The organism is Streptomyces sp. NPDC004126, assembly GCF_050275515.1.
Taxonomy (GTDB): domain Bacteria; phylum Actinomycetota; class Actinomycetes; order Streptomycetales; family Streptomycetaceae; genus Streptomyces.
In genome coordinates this window covers 59,712-83,311 of sequence record NZ_JBNNPF010000002.1, presented here as the reverse complement: position 1 = coordinate 83,311, position 23,600 = coordinate 59,712, and the positions used below count along the sequence as shown (strand labels likewise).

Below are 23,600 nucleotides of genomic sequence, written 5' to 3'. Positions count from 1 at the left end.
GGCCCGCCACCTGCGGACCCGGCTCCCCGTGCCCGGATCAGGAGCAGCCATGACCATCGCCCCCCTGTCCCCGTCCCCCCTCGCACACCCAGCCCCGGCCGCCGCCCCCACGGCTCCCGCCGCGGCGCCCACCGCCCCCCGCTACACCGTCCGCCTCGCCCGCGACGAGGACGAGGTCCGCGCCGCCCAGCGGCTGCGCCACCAGGTCTTCGCCGGAGAGCTCGGCGCCCGCCTCGACGGCCCCGAGCCCGGCCTGGACGCCGACGCCTTCGACGCGTACTGCGATCACCTCCTGGTCCTCGACGAGGAGACCGGCCAGGTCGTCGGCACCTACCGGCTGCTGCCGCCGGAGCGGGCCGCCATCGCCGGCCGCCTCTACTCCGAGGGCGAGTTCGACCTCTCCGCCCTCGCCCCGATCCGCCCCGACCTGGTCGAGGTCGGCCGGTCCTGCGTCCACCCCGACCACCGCAACGGCGCCGTCATCGCCCTGATCTGGGCCGGCCTGGCCCGCTACATGGAGCGGACCGGCCACAACTGGCTCGCCGGGTGCTGCTCGATACCGCTGGCCGACGGCGGGGTGCTGGCCGCCGCCACCCGCGAGACCGTCCTCACCCGCAACCTCGCCCCGCAGGAGTACCGCGTCACCCCGCACCTGCCCTGGAGCCCCGGAGGGATCACCGTCCCCGGCCGCACGGAGCTGCCGCCCCTGCTGCGCGGCTACATCCGCCTCGGCGCCTGGGTCTGCGGGGAGCCCGCCTTCGACGCCGAGTTCGGCTGCGCCGACCTCTACGTGCTGCTCTCCCTGCGCCGGACCAACCCGCGCTACCTGAACCACTTCCTCTCGCTCGCCCCGGGCGCATGAACACCTGGCTGCCCACCTCGCCCTGTACCCCCGGGGCCTGCGCGCACCAGCCGGGGAAGCCCGCCGGCGCGGTCCGGGCGGTGCTGCGGCTCGCCACCGCCCTCGCCCTGGTCCTGCTCGCCGTCCCGGCCGCCCCGCCGGTCCGGCTGCTGCCAGCCAGGCCCCGGCACGCCCTGGTCCGGGCCTGGTCCGCCGCGCTCGTCCGGTCCATGGGGATACGGATCACCGTGCACGGCACCCCGGGCCCGGCCGGGGGCAGCCTGGTCGTCGCCAACCACATCTCCTGGCTGGACGTCCCGCTCGTCGCCGCCGTCCTGCCCAGCCGGATGCTGGCCAAGAGCGAGATCGGCGCCTGGCCGGTGATCGGCCCGCTCGCCGCCCGGGCGGGCACCCTGTTCATCGAACGCGACCGGATCCGGTGCCTGCCCCGCACGGTCGCGGCCCTCGCCGGCGCGATGCTGGCCGGGGACCGGGTCACCGTCTTCCCCGAGGGCTCCACCTGGTGCGGGCGCGCCCAGGGGCCCTTCCGGCGGGCCGCGTTCCAGTCGGCGCTGGACGCACGGGTACCCGTACAGCCCCTGCGGATCGCGTACCGGCTGGCGGACGGATCGCTCGCCGGGGCGCCCGCCTTCGTCGGGGACGACCCGCTGACCGCCTCCCTGTGGCGGATCGCCCGGGCGCGCGGGGTGCGGGCCGAGGTGCGGCTGCTGCCGCGCATCCCGCCGGGCCGCCACGCCGACCGCCGCGTGCTGGCGGCGGCCGCGCGGGAGGCCGTACTCGGCACCACCGGGCGGGAACTGCCGCTGCTGACCGGCATACCCGGGCAGCAGCGGCCCGGCGGGGAGCCGGATCAGCCCTCGGCCACCGACAGGGACAGCGCGAAGCGGCCCGCCGCGTCCGTCCACCAGTGCGTCAGTTCGAGCCCGGCTTCCGCCAGTTCCTTGCGCACCCCGTCCTGACGGAACTTCGCGGAGACCTCCGTCAGGATGTCCTCGCCCGCCTCGAACGGAACCAGCAGGTCCAGCGCCCGGACCTTGACCGTCACCGCCTGCCGGGCCCGCAGGCGCATCTCGATCCACTCGTGCTCCCGGTTCCACACCGCCACGTGGTCGAAGTCGGCGGTGTGGAAGTCCGCGCCCAGCTCGCGGTCGATGACCGCCAGCACGTTCTTGTTGAACTCGGCCGTCACCCCCCGCGCGTCGTCGTACGCGGCCACCAGCACGGCCTCGTCCTTCACCAGGTCGGTGCCGAGCAGCAGCGCGTCCCCGGGCGACAGCATCGCCCGTACGGACGCCAGGAACACCGCCCGCTCCGGCGGCAGCAGGTTGCCGATCGTGCCGCCCAGGAACACCACCAGCCGGGGCCCCTCGGAGTCCGGCAGGTGCAGCGGCTTCGTGAAGTCGGCCAGCAGTGCGTGCACCCGCAGGCCCGGATGCCGCGCCGGCAGCGGCTCGCCCGCCCCGACGAGGGCGCTCTCGCTGACGTCCACCGGCACGTACGTCCGCAGCGCCGGCATCGCCTCGATCAGGTGCCGGGTCTTCTCCGAGGAGCCGGAGCCCAGCTCCACCAGGGTGCGCGCCCCGCTCACCGCGGCGATCTCCCCGGCCCGCTCCAGCAGGATCTCCCGCTCGGCGCGGGTCGGGTAGTACTCCGGCAGCCGGGTGATCTCCTCGAAGAGTTCACTGCCCCGGGCGTCGTAGAACCACTTCGGCGGCAGCTCCTTCGGGAAGCGGGTCAGGCCGCCCTGGACGTCGGCGCGCAGCGCCTTGTCGGCGGCGTGCTCGTCCAGGGTCCGGGTCAACTGGAAATCGCTCACGGGGAGGTCTCCTTGAGGGGGGTCAGGGCGACCCGCGTGCGGGTGGCGGTCAGCAGGGTCCGGTCGGGCACCTCGCACCAGCGGGCGTCGTCGTCGTGCGGCTCGGACGCCACGACCACGCGCCCCGCCGCCGGATCGGCCAGGTACCACAGGGAGTCGCCCCAGGCGGTCGCCGCGATCGTGGCGCCGTCGGTCAGCAGCAGGTTCAGCCGGGAGCCCGGGGCCGCCGCGGACAGCTCGCGGACCGGCTCCGCCAGGGCGGTGCCCATGTCGTCGCCCTCCCGCAGCCGGCGCAGCACCAGCGCCCAGACCAGCGCCGAATCCGTGCGCGCCGCCAGCTGGAGCAGCTCCCGCGGCGGCAGGGCGGCGGCGAGCGGACCCGCCGCGTCGGGCCAGTCCCGCACGGCCCCGTTGTGGCTGAACAGCCACGGCCCCGAGGCGAAGGGCGCCGCGGCGGCCTCCCCGTCGGCGCCCGGCAGCGTGGCGTCGCGCACGGCCGCCAGGAACGCGGCGCTGCGCACCACGCGGGCGAGGTCGGCGAAGGTGAGGTCGCCCCAGACCGGCCCGGCGCGCCGGTAGCGGGCCGGGGCCGGGTCGCCCTCGGCGTACCAGCCGACGCCGAAGCCGTCCGCGTTGACGGTGCCGAACCGCTGGCGGCGCGGCTGCCAGGACTGGCGGACCAGGGAGTGCTCGGGCTCGCTCAGCAGCCGCTCCAGCGCCACGGCCGGACCCAGATAGGCGAGATGACGGCACATCAGACGTCCCTCGCGGTGCGGAAGCCGGAGAAGATCTGCCGCCGCACCGGCAGGTCCCAGTTGCGGAACGTGCCCCGGCAGGCCACCGGGTCCACGGCGAAGGAGCCGCCGCGCAGCACCTTGTGCGCCGGGCCGAAGAACACCTCCGAGTACTCCCGGTAGGGGAAGGCGCGGAAGCCCGGGTAGGGCAGGAAGTCCGAGGACGTCCACTCCCACACGTCGCCGATCAGCTGGCGCACCCCCAGCGGGGAGGTCCCGGCCGGGTAGCCGCCCGCCGCGGAGGGGCGCAGGTGGCGCTGGCCCAGGTTGGCGTGGGCGGGGGTGGGGTCGGCGTCGCCCCAGGGGTAGCGGCGGGAGCGGCCGGAGGCCGGGTCGTGGCGGGCGGCCTTCTCCCACTCCGCCTCGGTGGGCAGCCGTCGGCCCGCCCAGCGGGCGTACGCGTCTGCCTCGTACCAGCTGACGTGCAGAACCGGTTCTTCATCGGGTACGGGCTCGGTCACCCCGAAGCGGCGGCGCAGCCACTGGCCGCCCTCGCGGTGCCAGAACAGCGGGGCCCCGATGTCGTGCGCCCGGATCTGCTCCCAGCCCTCGGGGGCCCACCAGCGGCGTTCCCGGTAGCCGCCGTCCGCGATGAAGGCCTGGTAGGCGGTGTTGGTCACCGGGACCGTGTCGATCCGGAAGGACGCCACCTCCCGCACGTGCGCGGGCCGTTCGTTGTCCAGCGCCCAGGGCTCGGTGGAGGTGCCCATGGTGAACGGGCCCGCCGGGACGAGGACTTCCGCCGCCGGCGGCGGCGGCCCCTGCGGCGGGTCCGGGTCCGGGGCGGCCAGCACCGGGGCGCCGGCCCGCAGCTGATGGGTGATCAGCATCGTCTCGTCGTGCTGCTGTTCGTGCTGGGCGATCATCCCGAACACGAAGCCCTCGTCGAGCAGGGCCGTGCCCTCCAGCGGAGTGCTCTCCAGCAGGGCGAAGACGCGGCCGCGCACCTCGGCCGCGTACCGGCGGGCCGCCTCCGGACCCAGCAGGGGCAGCTTCGGCCGCTCGGAGCGGGGATGCTCGAAGGCGTCGTAGAGGGAGTTGATCTCCGGGTGCATGGACTCCCGGCCGGCCACCCGGCCGAGCAGCCACAGCTCCTCCTGGTTCCCGATGTGCGCCAGGTCCCAGACCAGCGGGGACATCAGGGGGGAGTGCTGCGCGGTCAGGTCCTGGTCGCTCACCGCGTCGGTCAGCACCGCGGTACGGGCGCGGGCGGCGGTGAGGGCGGCCGCGGCGCGCTCGCGCAGCAGCTCGGGGTGGATCCCGGGGTGGATTCCCGGGCGGGTCTCGGAGGTCACGGGCGGGGTCCCTTCGCGGCGGTGGGCCGGCGCCGGTGTTCCCCCGCGCCGGGTCCGGCGGTGGCGGTCGCGGTGGCGCGGGCCTTGACGGCCCGGCCCGCGGCTCCGGCTCTGCCGCCGGCCCCGGATTCGGCTCCGGATTCGGCTTCGGCGTCGTCGGCCGGGCAGCGCCCGCGCCGCACGTAGCGCTCCTCGAAGGCGCCCACCGCGTCCTGGACCTCGCTGCCCGCCCCGAGCCGGGGCAGCGCCTCGGCCGCCGCCCGGAAGCACACGGCGGCGGCCGTGCGCAGCTCCGGATCCGCGAGCCCCGACCGGGCGGCGGTCCGCCACAGGGGGTTGCGCGGCGCGCACTGGGATCCGTACGCGTCGGCCAGCGCCTTCACCGCCCGGTAGGCGGTCTCGGCCGCCCCGGGGTCGTCGAAGAGCGCGTGCACGAGCGCGACCGGGACCAGCCAGCCGTCCTCGCCCGGCTGCGCGTCGATCATCCGCAGCTCCAGGTGGCCGCGCGGCCGGACGGGCGGGAAGAGGGTGGTGAGGTGGTACTCCAGGTCCTCGGCGGTGGGCCGCCGCCCGGCGCCCGTACGCGGTCCCGTACGCGGCTCCGTGCGCAGCCAGTCGCGGAAGCTCAGCCCGCTCGGCACCGTCCAGGGGCCGTTACCGGGCGCGCGCACGCACATCACCTCGGTGTCCAGCGCGTGCCGGACCCAGCCGGCCCGGGGCTCGGCCGCCGGCGGGGGGGCGAGCGCGCGCCGCGGGTCGATGTCGCTCCAGATGCCCTGCCGGGCGCACCGCCAGCCCCGGTAGGGGCCGTCGCGGCGGCCGGGGGAGTTGGCGAAGACGGCGACGAGGACGGCGCCCAGCAGGTGGGCGAGGTGCCAGCGCCGCCCGTGGCCGAGCGGGCCGGGCTCCTCGTGGCCGGCGTCCACGCACACCTGCACGGAGGCGGTGGAGCGCATCATGGCGCGCCCGGCGGGGCCGGTCCGGTCGAAGTAGGTCTCCATCGCGTCGTAGCGCGGGCTGGCCAGCAGCCGGTCGAGCGGTGTCCGGGGGTCCTGGCCGAGGCCGCGCAGGACGAGGCCCTGGCCGTGCAGGGCGCCGCGGACGGCGGTGAGGTCGGCCCGCAGGCCGTCCAGGCAGGCGGTGAGGGAGTCGGCGGGGGCCGAGCTGAGTTCCAGCTGGCCGCCGGGCTCGACGGTGAGCCGGGAGTTCAGGGGCAGTGCGCGGGCGGCCGCGTGGGCGGCGGTCAGCCTCTCGGGGGGCAGCGGCAGCCAGGGCCGCTCGGCGTCCAGGACGAGCCATTCGAGCTCGGCACCGAGCAGGCGCGGCGGTCCGGTCTTGAAGCAGATGCCGCGGACGAGGTCCTCGGCGGCCGCTTCGGTCAGGGGGTCGTCCTCGGCGATACGGGCGGATGGAGCGGGCGAGTTCTCGGGCATGACCGGAACCTCGTCTCCTGTCGTCGGCCGTGATGTCACCCGTGCCCTACCCCTCATCGGAGCGCTAATTCCTTTGCCGTCCGGGGTCGCCGGGGCCGAGGATTGCGGTGTGAGCAGCAGATTGCGCGAGATCGCGCGGGAGAACGCACTGATCGCGGCGTCCGGGGAGTACCGGACGCGGTCGGGGCGGCGGGTCTCCCTCGCCGCCGACCTGGCGGAAGCCAAGGCCGGAACCAGGATATACGGGCCGAAGCAGGCCATACCGGGCAAGGAGCCCGTCGGGGGAGGCCGCGAGACGGTCTTCGAGGTCACCGGGGAGAGCAGCACCGTCGCCGCGCGCCGCCTCGCGGGGGAGGGCGGCGTGGCGGTCCTCAACTTCGCCTCGGCCCGCAATCCCGGGGGCGGGTACGTCCGCGGGGCCAAGGCCCAGGAGGAGGCGCTGTGCCGCGCCTCGGCCCTGTACGAGACCCTGCTGGAGGCCCCCGAGTACTACGAGGTCCACCGCGCGGGGAAGAGCACCTTCTACACCGACCGGGTGATTCACTCCCCCGGGGTACCGGTTTTCCGCGACGACCGGGGCGAACTGCTGGACACCCCGTTCCGGGCCGGGTTCCTCACCTCCCCCGCCCCGAACGCGGGAACCATCCTCCGCCAGGAGCCGGGGCGCGCCCACGAGATCCCGGCCGCCCTGGCCCGGCGCGCCGGGCTGGTCCTGGAGGTGGCCGCACTGCACGGGTACCGGCGGCTGGTGCTGGGCGCGTGGGGGTGCGGGGTGTTCCGCAACGACCCGGCGCAGGTGGCGGAGGCCTTCCGGGCGGCCCTGACCGGCCGGTTCGCGGGGACCTTCGAACGGGTCGCGTTCGGGATCCTGGACCGCGACCCCCGCACCCGCGAGACCTTCGCCGCGGCCTTCGCCGTCCGCTGACGGCCACGGAGGATGCCGGCCGCACCCGATGCCGGCCGGACCCCCGATGCCGGCCGGGGCGGGGCGGGGCGGGCGGCTACTGCCAGCCGTAGAGGTCGCGCAGCCGGTCCACCACCAGGCGGAAGCGGGGCAGGTCCAGCGCGCAGGCCTCGCGGCGCATGCCCGACTCGTGGACCCGCAGCACCCGGTCCAGGTCCACCCAGGACTCCCGGCCCGCGCCGTCCCAGGGGCCCGAGCCGATCGCCACCCACTCCCGGTCGTGGTCGTGCCGCTTGCTGGAGAGCTGCACGGCGAGCAGCGTCCTCCCGCCCGCCTCCCGCGCGACCACCAGCACCGGGCGGTCCTTGCCCCGCCCGTCGTTCTCCTCGTACGGGACCCAGGTCCACACGATCTCCCCCGGGTCCGGATCGCCGTCCGGGTCGGGGGCGTACTCGGTGCGGACCGGGCCGATGGCGCGCGGATCGGCCTCGGTGGTGGCGGTCAGGCCGTCCCGGCCGGGCTGCTCGACGTGGCTGCTGCCGTGGTGTGAGAGTGCCGTCATTTCGCGGAGATTACTAGGGTTCGAGGGCTCGTTCTCCGCCCCGGCGCTCAGCCGAGCGTGGCGAGGTTCTCGCGGACCTTCTGCGCGAGCGCCGCCGGCAGCGCCCCGTAGCCGTTCTCGGCGGCAGCGCGCTGCTCCTGCTCGGACACGGCGGAGATGAGGAAGGGGCGGTACCGGGCCAGGGTCTCGCCGTTGTTGCCCCGGTCGCACACCACGGCGTACGCGAGCTGGACGATCGGGTAGGCGCCCGCCGCCTTGGTCCCGTAGTCCAGCTGCACGGTGAGGTCCGCCCCGGTGCCGGTGACTCGGCCGCTCTCCACGGCCTTGGCGGCCGAGTCCGCGCCGACGGCGGCCGCTTCGGGCGCGCCCGTCGCGATCCGGACGGTGGTCAGGCCCGCGGCCTCGCCGCCGGGACGGGTGAAGGAGACGGAGCCGGCGGTCTGCTTGACCGTCCGGGCCACGGCGCTGGTGGCCACGCCGGGCCCGTTGCCGACGGCCGTCAGAGAGGACTGGGGGATGCTCCCCCAGCCGGTGGGCACGACGGCCGAGAGGTACTGGGTGAAGGTCAGGGTCGTGGTGGACTCGTCGGTCGGGGTGACCACCTGGATCTCCGTGTCGGGCAGGAGCCGGCCCGGGTTGACCGCGGCGATCTCCGCGTGGTTCCAGCGGGTGATCTGGCCGTGGAAGATCCGGGCGAGGGCGGGCGCGTCCAGGGTGAGCGCGTCCACCCCGGGCAGGTTGACGACGACGGCCACGGGCAGCACACCGAGCGGCAGCTGGACCGGCTTCCCGCCGGGGCAGCGGGTACTGGCGGACTCGGCCTGGGCCGGCGTCAGGAGCCGGTCGACCACGGCGAAGTCGGCCGAGCCGTCCTTGAACTGCTGGATCCCGGCGCCGGTGCCGGTGGCCGCGTAGTTCGTCCGGGCGTTGGGGCAGGCCGCCTGGTAGTCGGCCACCCAGCGGTCCATGGCCACCTTGACGGAACTGGCCCCGGCAGCGTTGACGGCCCCGTCGGGCCCGCAGACCGGCGTGTCGGGCCGGGGGGTCGACCCGCCGGAGCCGGCGGAGCGGCCCCCCTTGCCGTCGCCCATCATCCCCTTCACCACTGGCACCGCCGCGACCCCGAGCGCCAGTACGACGCCCACGGCCACCGCGATCCCAAGGCGCCGGTTGCGCCGCTTGACCCGGAGCCCCTCGGCCTTGCGCATCGCGTGGACGCGTTCCTGCCGGGAGTCCGGCACCGCGGGCTGCGGCTGCGGCTGCGGCTCCGGCTCGACGGACGGCGGGGGCCCGAAGACGCCTTCCGGCGCCCGGTACGCGTCCGCCACCGGGGTCTGGGCGGGCTCGTCCGGCACGGTTGGGAACGCTGCGGCTGCGGCTGCGGCTGCGGCTGCGGCTGCGGCTGCGGCCGGGGGCGGCGGTGGCGCGGGGTCCGGTGTGCGGTCGGGACCCGGTACGCCGGCCGGGGTCACCGGGGCCGGGCCGGCGGCCAGGAGGGTGAGGAGGCCGGGGACCGTGGGGCGGTCGTCGGGGTCCTTGGCGAGGCAGGACTCCACCAGCGGCAGCAGTTCCGGGGGCAGGCCCGTCAGGTCCGGGTCCTCGTAGACCACCCGGAAACCCACGGCGTGGGAGTGGTCGCCGTCGAACGGGCCGTGGCCGGTGGCGGCGTGGACCAGGACCGAGCCCAGCGCGAACACGTCCGAGGCCGGGCCCACTTCGCCGCGCCGGAACTGCTCCGGCGCCATGAATCGCGGCGTGCCGACCACCACCCCGGTCCCGGTCAGCGCCGTCGCGTCGGCCCCGTCCACGGCCCGCGCGATGCCGAAGTCGATGACCCGGGGCCCGTCCTGCGCGAGCAGCACGTTGTGGGGCTTGAGGTCCCGGTGCACCAGCCCCACCCGGTGGATGTCCCGCAGCGCCTCCGCCAGCCCGGCCGCCAGCAGCCACACCTCGGCCGCCGGCAACGGGCCCCGTCCGTACACCCGTTCAGCCAGTGAGGGCCCCGTCACGAACAGGGTGGCGAGCCACGGCGCCTCCGCGTCGGCGTCCGCGTCCACCACCGGCGCGGTGAACGCCCCGCTGACCTGCCGGGCGGCCGTGACCTCACGGCGGAACCGCCGCCGGAACGCGGGGTCACCGGCCAGCTCGGGCCGGATGACCTTCACGGCGACCTGCCGACCGGACAGGGACCGCGCGCGGAAGACCACGCCCATCCCGCCCTCGCCGAGCCTGCCCTCCAGCCGGTAGCCGCCGACCGTGCGCGGATCACCGTCCCGCAGCGTCACGTTGCCAACCCCCGCCATCCCCACCGACTGCCGTACGGACCGGGATCAGGGTAGCCCCGGCGTTCGGCTTGACATGGGCTTCAGCGGACCCGGGCGAGGAAGAGGTCGCTGAAGTGCTCCATGGCGATGCCGCCACCGTGCGCCTCCAGGACCCGGGCGGTGTCCGCGAGGACCGCCTCCCGCCGGTCGGGGGAGAGGACGCGGTAGCGGGAGAGCGAGGCCAGGTAGCCCAGGTAGCGCTCGGTGTCGTAGCGGAGCTCCTGGCGGTGGCGGACGCCGCGCACGTCGGTGAAACGGCCGTCGCGGCGGCACTCCTCCTCGGGCCAGCCCGGGAGCCCCGCCCAGTTCCCGGCCTCGTCGCCGTACGAGGACGCCGGCTCGCCGTGCGGGGTGCCGGACATGCCGTGGCAGGCATCCACCTCCGCCAGGGCGGCGTGCACCCCGGGATCGCGCACCCCCTGCGGGTTCCAGAACAGGGCCACCGCCCCGCCGGGCGCGAGCGCGGCGTGGGCCAGGTCCCAGCGCCGCCCGGGGTCCACCCAGTGCCAGGACGCGGCGGCCAGCAGCAGCCCGAACCGCCGCCCGCCCGGATGCCACTCCTCGAACCCGCCCACGTGGACGCGGACGCCCGGGAAGCGGGCGGTGTTGCGCCGCAGCAGCGCGGCCATCCGCGGGTCGGGCTCGACGCACACGAGCGGCGTGCCCAGCTCGGCGAACGGCACCGTGGCCTTGCCGGTGCCGGCTCCGACCTCCAGCGCCGTCCGGCCGCCCAGCTCCGCGTAGGCCAGGACGTCCGCCACCAGGGCGTCCGCGTATCCCGGGCGCGCGGCGTCGTAGACCTCGGCCACCTCGCCGAAGACCTGGGCGCGCGCCATGTCGACGTGCTCCGGACCGGTCATGCGCGTCAGCCCGCGTCCGGCCAGGCCCAGCCCAGCTGGACGAACAGGCCGAGCCGGTCACTGACGGCGCGGATCTGCGAGATCCGGCCCCCGGCCAGCGTGAACAGCCAGATGGCCTCGATCTCGAAGTTCCGGCCGGTCGGCTCCGGCATGCGGGGGTGCGCGCCGCCGTGGGTGCCGGACTGGAGGACGCGGGCGACGACGCGGTCGTCCTCCGCCACGAGTTCCTGCACGCGGACGGTCAGCGGGTCGAACGCGTCGAGCTGCTGTCGCAGTCCGTCGAAGGCCGCTCCGGGGACGTCGGCCTCACCGTGGATGATCTGGTTGTGGTCCACGACGTCCGGCGCCATGAACCGGCCCAGGTCCTCGGACCGTCGCTCGCTCACGGCCTGGAAGAACCCCAGTACCGCCTGCTTGTTGTGCTGCTGCACGTCCATTGCCGCGTACTCCCCCTCGGAATCCCGGTCAAGATCCACTCGATCGGCTCGCCGTGAGCATAGGCGGGCCGGGTATGAGGGTGGTCAAGCCACCGTCAACCCGCACCCAAGAAGCCGGGAGGGCCGTGCGGGAACTCCTGCCGGTCGTCCGGCGTCTCACCTGTCGAGAGGACGATCACGGAGCGTGCGGGGGTAGCGGTATGGCGATCACACTGGCGGAGGAGATCGTGCTGCTCTCGCTGGACGACGAGTCCGGCTCCGCGCAGCAGCGGCAGGCGGCGGGCTGGGCCGTCGCCGGAGGGTTCCTGCTCGAACTGGTCCTGGCCGAACGGGTCTCCGTCAACGGCGAGGCGGTCGTCGTGACGGACCCCAGCCCGACCGGAGAGCCGCTCCTCGACGGTCGCGCGGAGCTGATCGGGACCTGGCTGCGGGGACGCGGACGGCACCGTCCGACGGACTGGCTGACGAGGGACCAGCCCAGGGCCGTCACCGCGGCCGTGGAGCGGCTGTGCGAGCGCGGGGTGATCGTGGAGGAGAAGCGCAAGGTGCTCGGGATGTTCCCGGTGCGCCGCTACCCCGAAGCGGACGGCACGGTCGAACGCGAGCTGCGCGCCCGCCTCGCCGCCGTCGTGCTGGAGGGCGCGGAGCCGGACACCCGGACGGCCGGCCTCATCGCACTGATCCACTCCGCGAAGCTGCACGGCCTGGCCTTCCCCGACGGCCCGCGCAAGGCGGTGGAAGCGCGGATGGCGGAGATATCCGACGGCCAGTGGGCGGCCGAGAGCGTCCGCACCGCGATCCGCGACACGCAGGCGGCGATGACCGCGGTCACGGTGGTGACGACGACCACGATCCTCATCTGAGACCGGGGCGGCAGGCCCAGGCCCGACGAGGCGGTGGTGGAGCAGACCCGCGCGCACGCGGAGGGCGCCAGCTGGTACGCGGTGGAGGACCTGGCCCACCTCCTGGCCGGAGCCGGCCGCCCGGAGGAAGCCGCGGCCCTCCTGGAGCCGGACCGCCTGCGGCACCGCCAGGAACTCGCCGAGCTCCTGGCGGACCTGGGCCGCCCGCAGGAAGCCGTCACCCTCCTGCGCACCCCCCTCCCCGAAGTCCCCCCGCCGACCCCCCCCGGGGCTACGACGACCACCCGCCGTTCTAGGCGGAGTCCTGCCGGAGGCAGCGGTCCGGGCGCTCCCGCCGCTCGCGGGGGAGCCCGCTCCTCGGGGCTCCGCTGCCGGTCGGCATGATGGTTCCGTGGCAGAGCCGACCTTCCGTTACCACCCCGACCCGCTGGCCAGCGGGTCCGCGGTGCCCGCCGACCATGTCTGCAGTGTCTGCGGCATGCCTCGACGGATCCGCTATCGAGGCCCCGTCTACGGAGGGCAACCTGACTCCCTCTGCCTGCACTGCATCCACTCCGGGGCGGCGTCACGCGCCCTGGGCGTCACAGGCGGCGGCGATGACGGCTTCGAGTCGCCCGCCGTGTTCAGCGATGCCCTTGACGTACCCGACGACGTGCCGCTGTCCGTCGTCGAAGAGATCACCCGGCGCACCCCCGGCTTCTCCGGCTGGCAGCAGGAGTCCTGGCTGTACCACTGCGGGGACGGGGCGGCCTTTCTCGGCCCCGCCGGATACCGCGAGCTGGAGGCCTGGCCGGAGGCACTGGCCGTGCTCCGCGAGGACCGCCGGCGTCACGGCTGGGCGCCGCCGGAGACCGAGCGGTTCCTGCGGGGCCTGGACCGGGCCGGGGAGCCGACCGCCTACCTCTTCCGCTGTCTGCACTGCGGCGCGGCCCTGGCGTCCTGGGACATCGGCTGAGGAGCGTCAGACCCAGCCCTCCAGCGAGGCCATGAAGCCCTCGAAGTCGTCGCGGTGGATGGTGTGGCCGGCGCCGGGGACCGTGCGGACCTCGAAGCCGCGGGCCTCCAGCAGCGCGGAGTGCTCCGGCAGGACGACGGAGCTCGGGTCGGCGAGCTGGACGAGGGAGGGGACCAGCGGGGCCGCCGGGAGGAGGTCCCGGCCGAGGAGCGGTACGAGGCCCAGTGCGGTGGCCTCGTCCCACAGGGCCAGGGTCTCCCGCTCGACGTCCACGTCCGCCTCCTCCCAGCGCGGGTTCATCGCCCGGATCCGCTCCCGGTCCGCCGCCTTGAAGCCGGCGAGGGCCTCCGGGCCGAAGCCCGGCTCCGGCGGAGCCAGGTGCCAGGCCGGGTCCGAGTACACGGCACGGGCCGGCCGCAGCCGGTCCACGGCCAGGGAGAGGGCCAGGCCGCCCAGCGAGTGGCCGAGGGCCAGCTCCGCGCCGGCCGGCAGCGTCTCGACGAGGTCGGCGGCGAACAGCCCGGGGCCGTAATCGCCCCGCCCGCTGGCGCCGTGGCCGCGCAGGTCCACCGCGATCACGCGGTAGCCGAGCCCGGCGAGGGCGGGCCCGACCCGGCGCCAGGTGCGGTGGTCGGCCATGATGCCGTGGATCAGCAGGGCCAGGCGGTCGCCCTCGCCCCAGGTACGGGTGTGCAGTCGCACGGTGGTGACGCTCCTTCCGGGACCTTCGTCCCACACGACGGGTCAGCGGACGCCGCGGATCGGGCGTACCGCCAGCGCCCCCGCCACCGCCAGCACGGCGGCGACGACGAACAGCGCGGTGTAGCCGCCGCTCACCGAGACGACGACGGAGGCGACGAACGGGGCGACGATCTGCGGACCGGCGTTCGCGATGTTGAGCACGCCCATGTCGCGCGCCGCGTCCTCGGCCGTCGGCAGGACCATCGTCACCAGCGCCGTGTCCACGGCCATGTAGCTGCCGAACGCCAGCCCGTTGACCACGGAGAAGGCCAGCATCGCCGTCCAGCTCGCCGACACGGCCGGGATGACGAGCGCGACCGCCGACAGCAGCGCCGAGGCCCCCACGAACAGCTTGCGCCGGTCCAGCCGGTCCGACAGCCAGCCGCCCGCCACCGTGGAGAAGACCATCGCGACGCTGGTCAGCGGCATCAGCAGGGCCACCGCCGCCTCCGGTTCCATCCCGTCGGGCAGCACGGTGTGGTCCTGGAGGATGTACAGCTGGTACCCGCTCACCGCGAAGTAGCCGAGCACGAGCAGCGCCCGCCCGATGAACGCCCAGCGGAAGTCGTGGTCGCGCAGGGCCCCGGTGAAGGCGGCGAGCTGGGCCCGCAGGGGCAGCGGGGCACGCGCCGGGAGCCGCTGCTCACGGGTGCAGGCGGTGAACACGACCGCCGTGCCCGCCACGATCGCGCCGAAAACGAGGTAACCGGTACGGAAGTCGTCCGAGAACGCCGCCCCGGCCAGCGCACCCAGCACCGACCCGAAGGGCAGGCCGAGTCCGACCGCCGCCGAGGCCTTGCCGCGGGCGCTCACCGGCACCCGGTCGGGGACGACGGAGGTGATGGCGGCCTGGTAGACGTTCATCACGGCCTGGCCGAGGCACCAGGCGATGGTGATCAGCAGGATCGTGTCGGCCAGGCCCAGCAGCAGCATCGCCGGCACCGCCGCGAGCCCGCCGCCGAGGATCCACGGGTTGCGCCGTCCGGTGCGGTCGGACAGGGCACCCGCGACGGGGTTGAACACGGTCGCGAAGACCGCGGAAACCCCCGCGATCAGGCCGAAGTTGGCGACCTTGTCGGCGGGGTCCACGCGCTCCACCTGGAGCGCGAGCAGGATGCCGGCGACGCCGATGTAGAGCGCGTACATCGCGGTGTTGCCGAGCAGCAGCAGCGGCAGCAGCCCGCGGCCGGGGGAGGGTCTGTCGGAGGTGGCGGCGGCGGTGCCGGTGCCGTGGGAGGAAAGAGCCATGGTGCCCTCCTGGGCAGGGGTGGAGGGGTGCGCGCCGCCCCGTCGCGGGTGGCGGGGTGCGACGGGGTGCGAGGGGGCGGCGGCACGTCTGGGAGGGGGCCGGCGAAGAGTGGGTTACACGTGTCACTGAAACGTGTAAGCACTGTCTAGCATCCGTTTCCGGCCAACCGCTAGCCCCCGTGCGCAATCGGTCTGGAAAGATGCCCGGGCCATGTCTGACTCACCGAACCCGCCGGGCCGGCGCACCCCGTCCGCCCCGCCCGCCCCGCCCGCGGCGGCACCCGTGCCGACCAGCGCCGACGTCGCCCGCCTGGCGGGCGTCTCGCGCGCGACGGTCTCGTACGTCCTGAACAACGCGGAAGCCGTACGCATCAGCGAGCCGACGCGGCGCCGGGTGCGCGAGGCCGCCGAGGAACTGGGCTACGTACCGCACGCCGCCGCCCGCAGCCTGCGCGCCGGGCACACCCGCATCGTGCTGCTGCCCACCTCGCACGTGCCGGCCGGGCCGCTCTACAGCAACTTCCTGAGCGAACTCCAATGGGCCCTGCGCCGCCGGGACTACACCGTGGTCCAGTACGGCAGCCTCGGCCTCACCGGCGACGAGGCCGCCCGCGCCTGGGCCGAACTGCGGCCCGTGGCGGTGATCTCCCTCGGGGAGACCGCCCTGTCCCCGCAGAACGTCGCCACCCTCAAACGGGCCGGAGCGCGCGCGGTCATCACGATGGGCCCCGACACGGTCCCGGGCGCGCACGCCCTCGTGATGGACCAGGCGGAGGTGGGCGCCCGCGCCGCCGCGCACCTGGTGGAACGCGGCCGCCGCCGGATCGGGGTGGTCGTGCCGCGGGAGGACGGCCTGGAACTGTTCTCCGCACCGAGGCTGGCGGGCGCCGAATCGGTGGCGGGCGCGGAGGTCGTACGGGCACTGCCGATGGCCTACACGGAGGAGTCGGCGGCGGCGCTGGCCGCGCGGTGGGGGGAACTGGGGCTGGACGGGGTGTTCGCGTACAACGACGAGTACGCGATGCTGCTGATGCGGGCCCTGCAGGACGCGGGGGTGCGGATCCCCGGGGACGCGGCGGTGATCGGCGCGGACGACCTGCTCATCGGGCGGCTGCTGCGGCCGAGGCTGAGCACGGTGCGGATCGAGATGCCGACGGGGGAGCGGTTGGCGGGGCTGGTGGACGCGGCGGTGCGGGATCCTTCGGAGATCACGCAGCGGCACGACCTGATGGCGGCGACCGCGATCCCCCGCGACTCCACCGCGCCCTGACACACCGCCCGCCCCACCAGGCCCTGGCGGGCCATGCCCGGTCCACGCGCGGTGCGCACCAATCGGCCGCCGGCGGGCCACGCCACGTCCGCGCGCCGCTCGGCCGCCGGCGGCCTCACAGGCTTCGCGCCGCTGCGCCGGACTCCGTCCGTCGGGGCCGGGGCGGGGCCGGTTCGGGTGGCCGGGGCCGGTGAGGCGTCTGCGGGTCGGCGGGCCGCTGCGCGGGGCGAGGTCCCCTGCCCTCCCCCAGACTCCGTCCGGGGGGACCCCCACTTCCACCGTTCCTCCCCCAGCCACCGCTGGGAGGTGCCCCCAGGCGAGGCTGAACATCGCCGACCCCGGCCCCACGCCACCGCCCGCCCAGGGTCACCGTTGACACATCCCGACGCCTCGGCGGAGACTGCGGGCGCGCCCCACCGGGCGTGCCCGGGGGTGGTTCCGGTGTCGACGCCGGCAGCCGGGCCGCCGCCGACCGTACGGAGCCGCCCAGGAGAGCTGCCATGAGCATCCGCACCGTCCGCGACGTCTACGTCGTCGACGCCGTCCGCACCCCGATCGGCAAGTTCGGCGGAGCCCTCGCCGGGGCCCGCCCCGACGACCTCGCCGCGCACGTCGTGCGCGCGCTCGTGGACCGGACGCCCGACCTCGACCCCGCCCGCATCGACGACGTCGTCTTCGGCGACGCCAACGGCGCCGGCGAGGACAACCGCGACGTCGCCCGCATGGCGGTGCTGCTCGCCGGGCTGCCGGTCACCGTCCCCGGCGTGACCGTCAACCGGCTCTGCGGTTCGGGGCTCGAAGCCGTCGTCCAGGCGGCCCGCGCGATCGCGCTCGGCGACGCCTCCGTCGCCATCGCCGGCGGCGTCGAGTCGATGTCCCGCGCCCCCTGGGTGGTGCAGAAGCCCGAGCGCGCCTTCCCCGCCGGGCACCAGCAGATGTGGTCCACCACCCTCGGCTGGCGCATGACCAACCCCCGGATGCCCGCCGAGTGGACGGTCTCCCTCGGCGAGGGTGCCGAACTCGTCGCCGAGAAGCACGGCATCACCCGCGAGGCGCAGGACGCCTTCGCCCTGGAGAGCCACCGCAAGGCCGCGGCCGCCTGGGCGGACGGGCTGTACGACGGCGAGGTCGTGCCGTTCCCGGGAGCGGACCTGGCCCGCGACGAGTGCATCCGCGAGGGTTCCACCCCCGAGGCGCTGGCCCGCCTCAAGCCGGCGTTCCGGACGGACGGTTCGGGTACCGTCACGGCCGCCAACGCCTCCCCCCTCAACGACGGCGCCGCCGCGCTGCTGCTCACCGACGAGGAGGGGCTGGCCGCGACGGGCCGGGAGCCGCTCGCCCGGATCAGCGCCTCCGCCGTCACCGGTATCGAGCCGCAGCTGTTCGGCCTCGGCCCGGTCGACGCCGTGGAGCGGGCACTCGGCAAGGCGGGCCGGTCCCTCTCCGACCTGACGGCCTTCGAGCTGAACGAGGCCTTCGCCGCGCAGGCGCTGGGCTGTCTCGCGGCCTGGCCGGAGCTGGACCCCGCGGTGGTGAACCCGCGCGGCGGTGCCATCGCCATCGGCCACCCGCTCGGCGCCTCCGGTGCCCGGCTGGCCGGCTCGGTGGCGCACCAGCTGGCGGCGGCCGGTTCCGGCACCGGCATGGCGGCGCTGTGCATCGGTGTCGGCCAGGGCATCGCCCTGGTGCTGGAGCGGTAACGGCCGCACACCGCCCCACGGGACCCCGTCGATCGTTTCCGGTCACGGGGTTCCGCCAACTGCCCAATAACTGAACAGAGATGACGCCCCCGGTCTGGCACGATGGCGCCTGCTGCCGCCCCCCGAACGCCCGCCCACCCCCACCCGGAGGCCCCGCGCCATGCCGCTGCTCGATCCGACCCTCTGGCAGGACGGACCCACGCTCACCGGCGGTACCGCCCCGGTCGTCGAACCCGCCACCGGCCGTACCCTCGCCACGGTCGACCTCGCCGCCCCCGCCGACGTCGCCGAGGCGGCCGTACGGGCCCGGGCCGCGCAGCTCGACTGGGCGCGCGCCACCCACCTGGAGCGGGCGGCCGTACTGCGCCGTGCCGGGGACCTGTTCGCGGCCCACGCGGACGAGCTGCGCGAGTGGCTGGTCCGGGAGTCGGGCTCCATACCCGGCAAGGCCGACTTCGAACTGCACGTCGCCGCCCAGGAGTGCTACGAGGCCGCGGCGCTCGCCTCCCGCCCGGCCGGGCAGGTGCTGCAGAGCGAGGCGCCCCGGCTCTCCTTCACCCGCCGGGTCCCGGCCGGGGTGGTCGGGGTGGTGGCGCCGTTCAACGCCCCGCTGATCCTCTCCATCCGCTCCGTCGCCCCCGCCCTCGCCCTCGGCAACGCGGTCCTGCTCAAGCCCGACCGCCGGACCGCCGTCGGTGGCGGGCTCTCCCTGGCCGCCGTGTTCGCGGCGGCCGGACTGCCGGCCGGGCTGCTGCACGTGCTGCCGGGCGGGGCCGACACGGGCGCCGCCGTGGTCAAGGACCCGCTGGTGCGCGTGGTCTCGTTCACCGGGTCCACCGCGGCCGGCCGGGCCGTCGGGGAGCTGGCGGGCCGTCACCTCAAGCGCGCGCACCTGGAGTTGGGCGGCAACTCGGCGCTGATCGTGCTCGCCGACGCCGACGTCGAGGCTGCCGTCGCGCAGGCCTCCTGGGGCTCCTTCTTCCACCAGGGCCAGATCTGCATGACCGCCGGGCGCCACCTCGTGCACACCTCCCTCTACGACGAGTACGTGGAGCGGCTCGCCGCCCGCGCCGAGGCCCTCGCCGTCGGCGACCCCTTCCGCGAGCGCGTCCACCTGGGCCCGCTGCTCGACCGGACGCAGCTGGAGCGGGTCCACGGCCTGGTGGAGGCCAGCGTCGAGCAGGGCGCCAAGCTCGTCGCGGGCGGCACCCACCAGGGGCTCTTCTACCGGCCGACGGTGCTCGCCGGCGTGGCCGACGACACCCCCGCCTACGCGGAGGAGGTCTTCGGCCCGGTGGCGCCCGTACGCTCCTTCGCGACCGAGGACGAGGCGGTGGAGCTGGCCTCGGCGGGCCCGTACGGGCTCTCCCTGGGCATCGTCACCGCCGACGCGGGGCACGGCCTGGAGCTGGCGGGCCGCATCCCGACCGGGATCGCGCACGTCAACGACCAGACGGTGAACGACGAGGCGGTGGCCCCCTTCGGCGGTGTCGGCGCCTCCGGCACGGGCGCCCGGTTCGGCGGGGAGGCCAACCTCGACGCCTTCACCGAACTGCGCTGGACCACGGCCCGCACGACGGCACCCGGCCACCCCTTCTAGCGGTTCCCGCGCGGTCGCGGAATGCGGCGGGGCGGCCGGTCGTTCCTTCAGGACACCCGCAATACAGGAGGTCTGGAAACCGTGGCTACTGTCGAGCTCACCAAGGAGAACTTCGACGAGACGGTCAGCGAGAACCCGTTCGTGCTGATCGACTTCTGGGCCGGCTGGTGCCGCCCCTGCCTCCAGTTCGCGCCGGTCTACGAGAAGGCCGCGGAGGCCAATCCCGACCTGGTCTTCGCCAAGGTGGACACCGAGGCCCAGCAGGAGCTGGCCGCGGCCTTCCAGATCACCTCGATCCCCACGCTGATGATCGTCCGTGACCAGGTCGCCATCTTCGCGCAGCCCGGAGCGCTGCCGGAGGCCGCCCTCACGGACCTGATCGGGCAGGCCCGCGCGCTCGACATGGACGAGGTCCGGGCGAAGATCGCCGCCGACCAGGCCGAGGGCAGCGCCTCCGGCACGCCGGGGGCCTGAGCTTGCCGGACGCGGCCCGGCCGCTGCGGGGACACTGGACCGCATGACCGAAGCCGTGGAGTACGACGTCGTGGTGCTCGGCGGGGGGCCGGCCGGCGAGAACATCGTCGACCGGACCCGCGCCGCCGGGCTGAGCACGGCCCTGGTGGAGAGCGAGCTCGTCGGCGGGGAGTGCTCGTACTGGGCCTGCATCCCCAGCAAGGCCCTGCTGCGCCCGGCCCTCGCCCGTGCGGACGCCCGCCGCGTGCCGGGGCTCGCGGACGCCGTCCGGGGGCCGCTCGACACCGAGGCCGTCTTCGCGCACCGCGACTACTGGACGGGCCACTGGAAGGACGACGGCCAGGCCGACTGGCTCGACTCCGTCGGAGCCCACCTCTACCGGGGCCACGGCCGCCTCTACGGCATCCGCAAGGTGGCCGTGACCAGCCCGGAGGGCGTGCACCACGTGCTCTCGGCCCGGCACGCGGTCGTCGTCGCCACCGGCAGCCGGGCCGTGCTCCCGGACCTGCCGGGCCTGGCCGGCGCCGGGGCGTGGACCAGCCGCGAGGCCACCTCCGCCCGGGAGGTGCCCGGCCGGCTGCTGATCGTCGGCGGTTCGGTGGTGGCCGCCGAGATGGCCACCGCCTGGCAGGCCCTCGGCTCGCGGGTCACGGTGCTGGTGCGCGGCTCGGGGCTGCTGCCCCGGATGGAGCCCTTCGCCGGGGAACTGGTCGCCGAAGCCCTGACCGGGGCCGGCGCGGTGGTCCGTACCGGGGTGGCGGTGGAGGCGGTCGTACGGGACGGCCCGGCCGGCCCCGTCACGGTGGTCCTGGAGGGCGGCGAGCTGCTGGAGGGCGACGAGCTCCTGATGGCGACCGGCCGGGCGCCCCGTACCGAGGACATCGGGCTGGACACGGTGGGGCTGGCGCCCGGGGACTGGATCGGGGTCGACGAGAGCTGCCGGGTCGCCGGCCACGAGTGGCTCTACGCCGTCGGGGACGTCAACCACCGGGCGCTCCTGACCCACCAGGGGAAGTACCAGGCCCGGATCGCCGGGGCCGCCATCGTCGCCCGGGCCGCCGGGCCGGGCGCCCCGGCCCCGGACACCGGCCGCTGGGGCGCGCACGCGGCGACCGCCGACACCGGGGCCCTGCCGCAGGCCGTCTTCACCGAGCCGGAGGCGGCGGCGGTCGGCCCCACCCTCGCCGAGGCGGAACGGGCGGGCCACCGGGTCCGCGCCGTCGACGTCGACCTCGGCAAGGTGTCCGGCGCGGGCCTGTACGCCGACGGCTACCGGGGCCGGGCCCGCATGGTCGTGGACCTCGACCGGCAGGTGCTGCTGGGCGCCACCTTCGTCGGCCCGGGCGCCGCCGAGCTGCTGCACGCGGCGACCGTGGCCGTGGCGGGGGAGGTGCCGATCGACCGGCTGTGGCACGCGGTCCCCGCCTTCCCCACCATCAGCGAGGTCTGGCTGCGCCTCCTGGAGGCCTACCGGGGCTGACCCCCGGTGCTCCCGTTCCCGCGCCTGGCCGCGGCCGCGGCGAGCACGGCCACGACCTCCTCGTCGGGGGTCTGGGAGAAGTCCCGGTACCACTCGCCGACCGCGCGGAACGCGGGCGGCGCCGACAGGCACACCACCTCGTCCGCCGCCCCGCGCAGCCGCACCACGGCCTCCGGCGGGGCGACCGGAACGGCCAGCACCACCCGCGCCGCACCCGCGGCGCGCGCGATCTCGCAGGCGGCCGCCGCCGTGGCGCCCGTGGCGATCCCGTCGTCGACCACGACCGCGGTCCGGCCGTCGAGCGGCACCCGCGCCCGGCCCTCGCGGAACCGGTGCGCCCGCCGCTCCAGCTCGGCCTCCTCCTCGCGCTCGACCTCGGCCAGTTCCCGCTCCGAGGCGCGGCTGTGGCGGGCGACGTCCTCGTTGACGACCCGTACCCCGCCCTCGCCGATGGCGCCGAAGGCCAGCTCGCGGTGGTGCGGCACGCCGAGTTTGCGGACGACGATCACGTCGAGGTCGGCGCCCAGCGCCCGCGCCACCTCGAAGGCCACGGGCACTCCGCCCCGCGGCAGCCCCAGGACGACGGGGTCCTCGCCCCGCAGGTGGCGCAGCGCGTCCGCGAGACGCCGTCCCGCGTCCGCACGGTCGGTGAAGATCACAGCGGCTCACCCCGTTCCGGGCGTCCCCTTCGAACGAACCCCATCCCGGGGCCGTCCGCAACCGGAGCCGGACCGGGGGCCGGCGGGGCGTACGGGGGGCGTACGGGTGCCCACCCGCCGATGATCACGTCGGATAGGTTGAACGCGGTTGAACCCAGCCCGCCCGGCGGCACGGTGACCGGTCGTCACCTTCCGCGCCGGGTCCGGACCGGCGACGAAGGAGCCACCGCCCGTGATCGTGATAGCCCACCTCAGTGACGTCCACCTCGACGGCGGCCCCCGGGCCGCCGAGCGCACCCGCGCCGTGCTGGACTACCTGGACGGCCTCCCGTACGACCTCGCCGCGGTCCTGGTCAGCGGGGACATCACCGACAACGGGACCCCCGGCGAGTACGAGGAGGCCCGCAAGCTGCTGACCTCGCGGCACCCGCTGGTGATCTGCCCCGGCAACCACGACGAGCGCCTCGCCTTCCGGCGGGGCCTGCTGGGCGAGGAGGAGCCCTCCGCCGCCCCGGTCGACCAGGTGCTGCGGGGCGAGGGCTTCGTCCTGGCGGTGTGCGACTCCTCCGTCCCGGGGGAGCACCACGGGTACCTGGAGGACTCCACCCTGGAGTGGCTGGACGGCGTCCTGACCGGGACCCCGCGGGAGGTGCCCGTCCTCGTCGCCTTCCACCACCCGCCGGTCGAGCTGCACACCCCGTACGTGGACGACATCCGGCAGTTCGGCGAGGAGCGCCTGGAGGCGCTGGCCCTGCGCCACCCCCACCTGCGCGCCTTCCTGTGCGGGCACGCCCACACGGCGGCGGCGAGCACCTTCGCGGGCCGCCCGCTGCTGGTGGCGCCCGGGGTGGTGTCCACCCTGAGGCTGCCGTGGGAGGAGCAGACGGACCCCGGCCACCACGTCCACCTGGACGAGCCGCCGGCCGTCGCCTTCCACGTGCTGGGCGGGGACGGGCGGCTGACGACGCACTACCGGGTGGTCGTCGCCCGGCGGTAGCTGCTGCCGTCGCGGGTCCGGGTGAGCAGGCCCGAGGTGATCAGGTAGCGGCGCAGGGCGGAGCAGTCCTCGTGCACGGTCCGCAGCGCGTCGTTCACCTCGGGCTCCGAGTACTCCCGGTCCGCGGCGAACAGGGTCTCGCTCAGGTGCTCCAGCAGCTGTTCGCGCCGGGCGGCCTTGCGCGGGATGGCGACGAGACGCCCGCCGGAGAAGAGGTCGGCTACCCCGCGCGGCTCCCGCCGGTCGGTGCTGTGTCGAGCGGTGCTGGTGCTGGTGCTGGTGCTGTGGGTATGGGAGCTCTGTGACATGCCCAGAGCTTCACCCGC

23 protein-coding genes and 1 pseudogene are annotated in these 23,600 nt (G+C 75.5%); 12 read left to right on the top strand and 12 right to left on the bottom strand.

Annotated elements, in window-relative coordinates; genetic code table 11:
- The first annotated feature begins 49 nt into the window (after window positions 1-49).
- Both ACQKM2_RS02920 and ACQKM2_RS02915 read left to right on the top strand, forming a co-directional pair.
- Window positions 50-862 carry a GNAT family N-acetyltransferase gene (locus ACQKM2_RS02920; RefSeq protein WP_427705888.1) on the top strand — a complete coding sequence of 271 codons (813 nt, stop codon included), beginning with the start codon at window positions 50-52 and terminating at the stop codon, window positions 860-862.
- Window positions 859-1,821, top strand: a complete 963-nt coding sequence (locus ACQKM2_RS02915) for a lysophospholipid acyltransferase family protein (RefSeq protein WP_427705886.1) — start codon at window positions 859-861, stop codon at window positions 1,819-1,821. Before ACQKM2_RS02920 ends, ACQKM2_RS02915 begins: the two co-directional genes overlap by 4 nt.
- Here ACQKM2_RS02915 and egtD read toward each other — a convergent pair.
- Genes egtD through egtA form a run of 4 tightly spaced genes read right to left on the bottom strand, consistent with a single transcriptional unit; the run spans window position 1,713 to window position 6,200 of the window.
- Entirely contained in the window at window positions 1,713-2,678 is a 966-nt protein-coding gene (gene egtD / locus ACQKM2_RS02910) for an L-histidine N(alpha)-methyltransferase (protein WP_427705884.1), read from the bottom strand. The two genes, ACQKM2_RS02915 and egtD, sit on opposite strands and share 109 nt — an antisense overlap.
- Window positions 2,675-3,433 carry an ergothioneine biosynthesis protein EgtC gene (egtC, locus tag ACQKM2_RS02905; protein WP_427705882.1) on the bottom strand — a complete coding sequence of 253 codons (759 nt, stop codon included), beginning with the start codon at window positions 3,431-3,433 and terminating at the stop codon, window positions 2,675-2,677. The genes egtD and egtC overlap by 4 nt, the downstream gene beginning before the upstream one ends.
- Entirely contained in the window at window positions 3,433-4,767 is a 1,335-nt protein-coding gene (gene egtB / locus ACQKM2_RS02900; RefSeq protein WP_427705880.1) for an ergothioneine biosynthesis protein EgtB, read from the bottom strand. The genes egtC and egtB overlap by 1 nt, the downstream gene beginning before the upstream one ends.
- Window positions 4,764-6,200: an ergothioneine biosynthesis glutamate--cysteine ligase EgtA gene (egtA, locus tag ACQKM2_RS02895; protein ID WP_427705878.1), complete on the bottom strand. Its 1,437-nt coding sequence runs from the start codon at window positions 6,198-6,200 to the stop codon at window positions 4,764-4,766. The genes egtB and egtA overlap by 4 nt, the downstream gene beginning before the upstream one ends.
- A 109-nt stretch (window positions 6,201-6,309) precedes the next feature.
- On the opposite strand from egtA, the gene ACQKM2_RS02890 reads away from it, so the two are divergent.
- Complete coding sequence (locus tag ACQKM2_RS02890; RefSeq protein ID WP_427705876.1) at window positions 6,310-7,125, top strand: TIGR02452 family protein; 816 nt, start codon at window positions 6,310-6,312, stop codon at window positions 7,123-7,125.
- Between the two features lie 76 nt (window positions 7,126-7,201).
- Here the strand turns inward: ACQKM2_RS02890 and ACQKM2_RS02885 are convergent, their stop codons facing one another.
- The 4 genes from ACQKM2_RS02885 to ACQKM2_RS02870 all read right to left on the bottom strand — a co-directional run bounded on the left by ACQKM2_RS02885 (window position 7,202) and on the right by ACQKM2_RS02870 (window position 11,287).
- A complete protein-coding gene (locus ACQKM2_RS02885) occupies window positions 7,202-7,666 on the bottom strand; it encodes a type II toxin-antitoxin system PemK/MazF family toxin (RefSeq protein WP_427705874.1) in 465 nt (154 codons plus the stop codon).
- Between the two features lie 47 nt (window positions 7,667-7,713).
- Window positions 7,714-9,951 carry a substrate-binding domain-containing protein gene (locus ACQKM2_RS02880; RefSeq protein WP_427705872.1) on the bottom strand — a complete coding sequence of 746 codons (2,238 nt, stop codon included), beginning with the start codon at window positions 9,949-9,951 and terminating at the stop codon, window positions 7,714-7,716.
- A gap of 80 nt (window positions 9,952-10,031) precedes the next feature.
- The gene (locus ACQKM2_RS02875) at window positions 10,032-10,850 is read right to left on the bottom strand and encodes a class I SAM-dependent methyltransferase (RefSeq protein WP_427705870.1); all 819 of its coding nucleotides are present in this window, start codon (window positions 10,848-10,850) and stop codon (window positions 10,032-10,034) included.
- Between the two features lie 5 nt (window positions 10,851-10,855).
- Window positions 10,856-11,287, bottom strand: a complete 432-nt coding sequence (locus ACQKM2_RS02870; protein ID WP_427705868.1) for an ester cyclase — start codon at window positions 11,285-11,287, stop codon at window positions 10,856-10,858.
- A 200-nt stretch (window positions 11,288-11,487) separates the two neighbouring features.
- Between ACQKM2_RS02870 and ACQKM2_RS02865 the strand changes: the two genes are divergently transcribed.
- Genes ACQKM2_RS02865 through ACQKM2_RS02855 form a run of 3 tightly spaced genes read left to right on the top strand, consistent with a single transcriptional unit; the run spans window position 11,488 to window position 13,105 of the window.
- Window positions 11,488-12,150, top strand: coding sequence for a GOLPH3/VPS74 family protein (locus ACQKM2_RS02865; protein ID WP_427705866.1), 663 nt, complete (start codon window positions 11,488-11,490; stop codon window positions 12,148-12,150).
- Between the two features lie 36 nt (window positions 12,151-12,186).
- Window positions 12,187-12,534 carry a hypothetical protein gene (locus tag ACQKM2_RS02860; RefSeq protein WP_427705864.1) on the top strand — a complete coding sequence of 116 codons (348 nt, stop codon included), beginning with the start codon at window positions 12,187-12,189 and terminating at the stop codon, window positions 12,532-12,534.
- A gap of 7 nt (window positions 12,535-12,541) precedes the next feature.
- Window positions 12,542-13,105 (top strand): CbrC family protein, encoded by a 564-nt coding sequence (locus tag ACQKM2_RS02855; protein WP_427705862.1) that lies wholly within the window; start codon window positions 12,542-12,544, stop codon window positions 13,103-13,105.
- A 6-nt stretch (window positions 13,106-13,111) separates the two neighbouring features.
- Here ACQKM2_RS02855 and ACQKM2_RS02850 read toward each other — a convergent pair whose 3' ends face one another.
- Together ACQKM2_RS02850 and ACQKM2_RS02845 are read right to left on the bottom strand one after the other, a co-directional pair.
- Entirely contained in the window at window positions 13,112-13,807 is a 696-nt protein-coding gene (locus ACQKM2_RS02850; RefSeq protein ID WP_427705859.1) for an alpha/beta fold hydrolase, read from the bottom strand.
- A 42-nt stretch (window positions 13,808-13,849) separates the two neighbouring features.
- Complete coding sequence (locus tag ACQKM2_RS02845) at window positions 13,850-15,094, bottom strand: MFS transporter (protein WP_427705857.1); 1,245 nt, start codon at window positions 15,092-15,094, stop codon at window positions 13,850-13,852.
- Between the two features lie 211 nt (window positions 15,095-15,305).
- On the opposite strand from ACQKM2_RS02845, the gene ACQKM2_RS02840 reads away from it, so the two are divergent.
- The 5 genes from ACQKM2_RS02840 to ACQKM2_RS02820 all read left to right on the top strand — a co-directional run bounded on the left by ACQKM2_RS02840 (window position 15,306) and on the right by ACQKM2_RS02820 (window position 21,618).
- Complete coding sequence (locus ACQKM2_RS02840; protein ID WP_427705855.1) at window positions 15,306-16,364, top strand: LacI family DNA-binding transcriptional regulator; 1,059 nt, start codon at window positions 15,306-15,308, stop codon at window positions 16,362-16,364.
- 500 nt (window positions 16,365-16,864) lie between these two features.
- Entirely contained in the window at window positions 16,865-18,064 is a 1,200-nt protein-coding gene (locus tag ACQKM2_RS02835; RefSeq protein WP_427705853.1) for a thiolase family protein, read from the top strand.
- Window positions 18,065-18,224: 160 nt separating this feature from the next.
- Window positions 18,225-19,664 carry an aldehyde dehydrogenase family protein gene (locus tag ACQKM2_RS02830; RefSeq protein ID WP_427705851.1) on the top strand — a complete coding sequence of 480 codons (1,440 nt, stop codon included), beginning with the start codon at window positions 18,225-18,227 and terminating at the stop codon, window positions 19,662-19,664.
- Window positions 19,665-19,745: 81 nt separating this feature from the next.
- Window positions 19,746-20,138 (top strand): thioredoxin family protein, encoded by a 393-nt coding sequence (locus ACQKM2_RS02825; RefSeq protein WP_427705849.1) that lies wholly within the window; start codon window positions 19,746-19,748, stop codon window positions 20,136-20,138.
- Between the two features lie 43 nt (window positions 20,139-20,181).
- On the top strand, window positions 20,182-21,618 hold the full coding sequence (locus ACQKM2_RS02820; RefSeq protein WP_427705847.1) for a dihydrolipoyl dehydrogenase family protein: 1,437 nt from the start codon (window positions 20,182-20,184) through the stop codon (window positions 21,616-21,618).
- A gap of 26 nt (window positions 21,619-21,644) precedes the next feature.
- On the opposite strand, the pseudogene ACQKM2_RS02815 reads toward ACQKM2_RS02820, so the two are convergent.
- Window positions 21,645-22,277 (bottom strand): annotated as a pseudogene (locus ACQKM2_RS02815) (phosphoribosyltransferase); the annotation flags it as partial.
- 232 nt (window positions 22,278-22,509) lie between these two features.
- On the opposite strand from ACQKM2_RS02815, the gene ACQKM2_RS02810 reads away from it, so the two are divergent.
- Window positions 22,510-23,274, top strand: a complete 765-nt coding sequence (locus ACQKM2_RS02810) for a metallophosphoesterase (protein WP_427705845.1) — start codon at window positions 22,510-22,512, stop codon at window positions 23,272-23,274.
- Here the strand turns inward: ACQKM2_RS02810 and ACQKM2_RS02805 are convergent.
- On the bottom strand, window positions 23,247-23,582 hold the full coding sequence (locus ACQKM2_RS02805) for a DUF2087 domain-containing protein (RefSeq protein ID WP_427705843.1): 336 nt from the start codon (window positions 23,580-23,582) through the stop codon (window positions 23,247-23,249). The two genes, ACQKM2_RS02810 and ACQKM2_RS02805, sit on opposite strands and share 28 nt — an antisense overlap.
- Between the last annotated feature and the right edge of the window lie 18 nt (window positions 23,583-23,600).